This window comes from Bradyrhizobium sp. Leo170 (genome assembly GCF_004296405.1).
In the GTDB taxonomy this organism is placed as follows: Bacteria; Pseudomonadota; Alphaproteobacteria; order Rhizobiales; family Xanthobacteraceae; genus Bradyrhizobium.
The window spans coordinates 1-1,064 of the sequence record NZ_PSRR01000753.1; the positions used below are offsets into that span (position 1 = coordinate 1).

General features: G+C 59.3%; 1 protein-coding gene. It reads left to right on the forward strand.

The features are described 5' to 3' along the window. The first annotated feature begins 412 nt into the window (after positions 1-412). Complete coding sequence (locus CWO89_RS44500) at positions 413-883, forward strand: GNAT family N-acetyltransferase (RefSeq protein WP_130230144.1); 471 nt, start codon at positions 413-415, stop codon at positions 881-883. Positions 884-1,064: the final 181 nt, after the last annotated feature.

Genomic DNA, 1,064 nt, shown 5'->3' on the forward strand with positions numbered 1-1,064 from the left:
CTAGAGAAGTTTGTACGCAAAGAGATTGCATTTCAGCAAGCCGAGCGCATCGAGCGCGCGAGGGAGCTGCGCCTTCCTGTTCAGAAGGAGACCGTGCTTTCCTGGCCTGGGCCGAGTTCGAAATTGGTTACACGGCGATCTTCCTGACTGGGTCCGAGCTCAAGGTCGCCGCTCATGACGATGACGCCCGGCAGCGTACGCGATCGTAGTGCTGGCCCACGTCTCGTGGTGGATCGCTGCAGAATTGTCGACCAGCTGCGGTCAACGACGCCCGGGTCACACGGCCGCCGGCGCGTTTCCTTTCTGCGGGCAGAGCCGTCGTCTGACCCGTGTCGTCGACGGGGATCCCGTTGACTGCGACCTGCTGGTTCCACAGAGTAAAATGGCACAGAGATTCTTTGGAGTAGTGATGATGCGCGACGGCAAGTTTTCCTTCAGGGCCGCTCACCACCAAGACGCGGAGACGGTTTTCAATATCACGAAGGCGTCAATCGCCGGACTTGGGGAAGCATCCTACTCTCGGGACCAGATCGCGAATTGGATGGGCGAGCGGACGCCGGCATTCTACGAAGAGCTCATCGCCAAGGGACGAATGACGGTCTGTGAGCACGAAGGTCTTGTGGTTGGATTTGTCGATGCCGAGCCGGGCGAAGTAACCAGGTTGTTCCTATTGCCTGAGGCTGCAGGTGTCGGGCTCGGCCGCCGACTGCTTGAAATCGGGATAGCACGAGCGCGGATGGGTCATAGTGGGCCGATCAGGCTCGAGGCGACGATCAACGCCGAAGGCTTCTATCAAAAATGCGGCTTTCGAAGCGTGGGCCGCGACTTTTTCTCTCATGGACTCGGCGGCGAGCCTATTGAGATTGTGCGGATGGAATTGTGAACTTCGGCGTTCACCGGCGCAAAGCCCAACCTTGAAGTAAGGGGTGACCAATCAACCTTGAGGGAGACAGCCGCGCTCCAATACGACGCCCTCTGAAAGCATGAGCACTCAGATGCGCGCGTGTCTGCGGCGGCCTGTCCATAGGCTAACGAGCACCGTGGCGATGAAGGTCGTCACCCCG